The organism is Roseburia sp. AF42-8, from assembly GCF_003435965.1.
GTDB classification, from domain to species: domain Bacteria; phylum Bacillota; class Clostridia; order Lachnospirales; family Lachnospiraceae; genus Roseburia_C; species Roseburia_C amylophila.
Genome location: NZ_QTVB01000082.1, coordinates 1 through 5,061 on the forward strand (window position 1 = coordinate 1; position 5,061 = coordinate 5,061).

The 5,061-nt window shown below is 46.1% G+C and carries 6 protein-coding genes; all 6 read right to left on the minus strand.

Annotation, left to right across the window (positions count from 1 at the left end; genetic code table 11):
* Positions 1-471 precede the first annotated feature (471 nt).
* A complete protein-coding gene (locus tag DW059_RS14830; protein ID WP_117699305.1) occupies positions 472-1,587 on the minus strand; it encodes a relaxase/mobilization nuclease domain-containing protein in 1,116 nt (371 codons plus the stop codon).
* A complete protein-coding gene (locus tag DW059_RS14835) occupies positions 1,548-1,868 on the minus strand; it encodes a MobC family plasmid mobilization relaxosome protein (protein ID WP_117511031.1) in 321 nt (106 codons plus the stop codon). Before DW059_RS14835 ends, DW059_RS14830 begins: the two co-directional genes overlap by 40 nt.
* Positions 1,865-2,113, minus strand: coding sequence for a hypothetical protein (locus DW059_RS14840; protein WP_117511033.1), 249 nt, complete (start codon positions 2,111-2,113; stop codon positions 1,865-1,867). The genes DW059_RS14835 and DW059_RS14840 overlap by 4 nt, the downstream gene beginning before the upstream one ends.
* The gene (locus DW059_RS14845) at positions 2,110-2,298 is read right to left on the minus strand and encodes a hypothetical protein (RefSeq protein ID WP_147326067.1); all 189 of its coding nucleotides are present in this window, start codon (positions 2,296-2,298) and stop codon (positions 2,110-2,112) included. Before DW059_RS14845 ends, DW059_RS14840 begins: the two co-directional genes overlap by 4 nt.
* 822 nt (positions 2,299-3,120) lie before the next feature.
* Positions 3,121-4,539, minus strand: coding sequence for a repa (locus DW059_RS14855; RefSeq protein ID WP_117699306.1), 1,419 nt, complete (start codon positions 4,537-4,539; stop codon positions 3,121-3,123).
* Positions 4,540-4,752: 213 nt separating this feature from the next.
* A partial coding sequence (locus DW059_RS14860) for a nucleotidyltransferase domain-containing protein (protein WP_442969776.1) occupies positions 4,753-5,061 on the minus strand: 309 nt, incomplete at its 5' end.

Here is a 5,061-nt window from a genome sequence, read left to right on the forward strand (position 1 = left end):
CCAACCAGTATGTAATTCCAGTATTTTCGAATAATTCTATTACTTTCATTAAATCTTCTTTTGTTGTTATTTCTTTTCTACCCATACAAAGTCTCCTTTACAACTTCTATATAATTGTTTAGTTAAGTCAATATCAATATCTAATTGCCAAGGCTCAAAATCAAAAATCATGGTCATCACACTCCTTTTTAAAATTCCGATTTGTCGTTTTCTTTTTACTTACCAATCATACCATACAACAGCATAAGAAACACTAAGATATTGCAGACCATACCGCCCCAAAACAGGTACAGCTTCAAACCCTCATACCTAAAAAAGCTGTTTTTGCTTTCCTCCAGTTCCCGGACTTTCTGCTTCATTACGCTTGTAAGTGTATCAGACTGCTTCTCAAGGGCTTTTGTTGCCCTTTGTACAGCCTCTATATTCGCCTGTAATGCCTTTCTAACCTCTTGGACGGTACTTTCTCTAACCTCATCTCTCAGGCTCCCAATTTCGGCTGATATGGCGTTCTGAAGCAGTTCGTTGCCGTTCTCTAACTGCTCTACGTTCTTCTTCAGCTCGCTGATGAGCTGCCTGCTCAGTTCGGCGTCTCTCTGCCTGTTCTGCTCTGCCCTTGCTTGTCCTTGATTTGACTGCTTCATCAATTCCTCGCAGCTCTCGCTCGACAAAGCTAAGGCTTCCTTCAGCAGGCTGTTCTCCAGCTCTGTCCGGCTCTGTCGGTTCAGTTCTTGGAGCTGTTCTCTCGGACTTGCCTGCTCTGACTTCTGCTGTTCGTGCATTTCTCTCAAACTCATGCTCCAGTTCCTCCTTTCCAAAACCCATGTTATAGTATTTTTCCAGCTTATTATTACGAATTTTGCAAGCCTTTTCTCCTGCCTGTTCCCTGGCTAAGTCAGTATATGTGATGTACTTGTGGCTGTCCTGCCAGTCCACTCCGTACCCTCTTTCATTCATCAGCCGGATAAAGGTTTCCCGGCTGGTCGCTATTTCCTTACAGTCCAGGACTGCCAGGGCAATGTCCTGCACATAGCTTTTGACCTTTCCCTGCTCTGCCTGTTTCAAAAGCTGGTAGGTGTCTTTACTCCATGCCACTGTTTCCTCTCGTTCCGCTCCTTCAAAGGTCTTTCCCTTTTCCGGGACGTGCAGCCCCTGCTCTTGGCTCTGTGCGTTGCACCGCTCCTTCAGCTCCCGAAGGTCGGCACTGCTCCACTGGAGCTTGTGCCCGTCCTCAAAATTGACGGAATTGACGATAAAGTGCGTATGGATATGGTCTTTGTCCTTATGGGTAGCCACAAGCACCTCAAACCCTTTCCATGCCGGCGTATTCTCTGCAAGCTGTAAGGCGTTCCTGTGTGCCTGCTCCGGCGTGATTTTCTCGTCCTTATGGTAGCTCTGGACAAAATGCTTGTATGTCCTTCCCCCGGTTTTCTCCCATAGTTCCTTGGTAGCCTGCATTTCCTCCTTTGCTGTCTCTGCTTCACAATGCAAACCGCTGACAAGCTTCTCCTCTGTCTTTTCTTCTTTCGTCACATAATCAATCGCCTGTCCTATGCCTGCCTTTGAAGATACCGCCTTAATAACTGCCATACTTGCTTCAGCTCCTCCCCTTGTTCCCGCACCTCGGCTTCACTTGGCAGCACTCCGCCCTCATTACACCTCTTTGCTATCTGGTTGAGGTTGTTCCCGATCCGCTTCAGCTCCGGGATAAGTTCTTTGATACCGTCCGTATTCACGATCTGCTTCTCCAGCACACAGGAAAGGATATACTCCTGCTGGTTCTTCCCGCTCTGGAAAACCTTCTCCTGCAACTGCTGGTATTCTTCCTCGTTTACCCGGAAAGATAGCTGTTTCGGTCTTGTCTTGTTCATGGCTGCTTTCCCTCCAGTTCCCGGACAATGTTCTCTTTTCCCCGGATAACCTGCACATCGGCAAGGACTTTCGGGGTGTCCGTTGCAAGTCCTACCATTTTCCCGACACATAACTTAATACAGTACACGCTTTCCATGAGGTCTGCTTCGTCTGAAAAAGACGTTTCATAGTCGGCACTTCCGTCGGCATAGCTCTTTTTGATAATGGCGTGGTATCTGCCAATCTGAAACGCTCCTACTTTCATACCCTTTTCCCCCCTAATTCTCTTTCGTGCAAATCATCTGCGTATTCAAAACCATATTCCTGTGCGGCTATCTGCTCCAGCCTTGCCATGGTCTTTCTTGCCTCCCACTGTGCTTCTTCACTACGGGCTGTCTGAAAATCCAGCACTGCCAGATGATACTGATTTTCGATATACTTCTTGTCCATGATGACCTCACTTTCCCGATGGTAACACCACCGCATGACGAGCCTTCCGGCTCTGATTTAAGGGGGATTGAAGGGGGGCTTGCCACCCTCACAAGTTCTAAAGTGGTAACACTTTAGGGAACTTGCAATATATACGCTACACATATTATAGTATGGTGGTAGCACTTTTGTCAAGCGGATATATTCGTGCGTATATTCTGCCAAGAATATAGTGGAGCTTACTTCCTCTTGGGCGACTTTGGGAGTGTAGGAGGGAGACAGTCAAGGGCTTGTTTTTTATCTGCAGTATGAGCTTCGGCTTGCCGATCAGCGAGTACAGCAGATAAAAAATGGTCGCAGACTACCCTTTACTTTCTTCCGCCGGAACGGACAATGAAGCACAGGGGGAAGTAACGGAACGGACGGACAGCCGTTTTCCCCTCCGGCATGATAGCCAACAAAAAAGAGCGTCAAGGGTAAACTCTGCGGTCTTTCGACCGCCCTTGACACTCTTTTCCTTATGGCTCTGATGATAAACAAGGGAAAATGGCTTATTGTGGCATTTCTGCCTCTGTGGTATAATATCCAGCGTTGTCGCACCCAATCTGGCAACAGAAAGGGGGTGTACTCGTGGAAATTATTATATCCTTTTTGGTTTCCGTTATGGCAGGCGTAGCCAGCTACTACATCTGCAAATGGTTAGACGGAGACGACAGTGACAACTAACCTAAATGAAAGCCCCAGAGCTGCAACTCTGGGGCTTTCGCTTTGTGTACTCGTGGTACTATATCCTTTTTAGCTATCGCCATTATAGCATATTCAGATAGCCATTTCAAGTATGCCCTACTTCCACCACTTGTAAACGGTGGGCTTGCTCAATCCTGTCTCCCGTATGCAGTCTGCTTTCTTTCCTGCCGGGTGGCTCTCCTGCCATTCTCTGACTGTCTGCTCCGCTGTTCCACTCCCTTTTGGTCTACCCTCTTTTACTTCTTCTCCTAACTGCTTTTTTAAAGCTTTCATAGTATTCATAACCTTTACATGGTCTTTTTGCTTTCTGTAATTCCGCTTATTGGCTGGTATCGTAACCTTTGTGTTATCCTCTATCCATTCCCGGCTTGCTATCGTTGACAGCCTTTTTCTGTCCCCTTTCAATGCCCGGAGAGCGTCTTTCACATCTGCCCGGCTGAAATGGTTGTCCTCGTCCTCGGTAAGACTCTCTAAATGGTCCAGGAACGCATAGGCGTCTCTCCGTATCTTCTGCTCGGATATGCCACACTTCAAGCCATAAGAGCATAACGCCATAATGGAAAAGTAACGCCCTCCAGCTTTCACTTCCTCGGTTATTTTCCGTTTCCACCATTCATATAAAGCTTCATTACATACCCACGTACCGCCCTGCTTCTTACTTTTCTGCTTCGGCTCTCCCTGCACGATCCGCTTCTCATACCATTCCGGGTACAGCTCCTTTGCTTCTTCCAGCGTAACGGTACTTTTTCTTCTCGGCTTCTCATACAACGGAGCAAGGTCTACCTTACAGCTCGGTATGCTGGCTTTTATATCCTCCAGTGTGTAACGGTTCTCTGACAGCTTATAGGCTTTTACTGGGAAATCTGCACCCAGCTTCGACTGACTCCCCACACACCGGAAACCTTGATAAATACCGGTTATATCCGGGCTGTCCGGACGGATAGAGCTAGTATCATTCCATAGCCGCCGGATAAGAGCTTCTTTTAGCTCCGCAAGCACTTCTTCCCTGTTTCGATACAACTGAACCTGCTCCTGCAAGAAATAGTAAAGATGTACCCCCTTGCCGGAGCTGACAAGATAAGTCGGACGAAGCTGCACACCATTCCCAAACTGCTTTAACAGGTTCTTTAACTGCTGTTTGCCTACATAGTCCACATCCACCACCACCGCAAACAGCTCATGAGCGTTCTCTTTCGTGTGTGACTTTCCGTAAAAACTAATAGGCGGTATCAGCCCAAACCTATCCCCTATGACCTTATCCAGCATTTTCAGACTATCATCAATTACCCACTGCCGGGTTCTTCCCCTACCGGACGGTCTAATCTGTGTCGCTATAATATTGCCTTTTCCGTCCTCCGGCTCTTGCTGGAGACTGCCAGCCGGAAACAACTCCCGATAGAAATCATGAGGACTTACTTCCAGGTATCCCCTCTCCAGCATAAGGGCTTCTTTCTCCCGATAAGCAGACTTCCACTCATACCCTCTTTTATCTCTCCTTTTGGTGTATTTTGCCATAGTCTTTTTACACCTCACTCCCTCTCGCCTTGACCGCTAATCTTATCAATGAGTTTTTTTTACCTTTTTCCGTCAAGTATAAGGGAGTGCCTTTTTGGTGTCAATATCTACACCTCACTCCCTCTCGCCTTGACCGCTAATCTTATCAATGAAGTATTTTACCTTTTTCTTCGTACCGACAAACTGAAATTTATCTTAGAAATTACAGCAATGTTATTTTGATAAACTTTCAAGAATTGAAATATCATGCTTATCTTTATCTCTTAATTCATAACCTGAATGGAAAACTTTTTGGCCTTTTAAAGATATACAAGGAATTGTTTTGCCTTCAAAAAAAACACTACCAAAGTAATCTTTTTCAAACTCATACCATCCACCCTCTAAATCAGCTTGTTTTGAAGTTCCGTCCTCATTTAAAACGAACGGGTGAATGTCTAAGTAACCAAGTTCATCACTATATAACTCTATTCTAACCGGTTTCCAGTCTGTATCAATTTTATAGCCCAGATTCAAAAGCACATT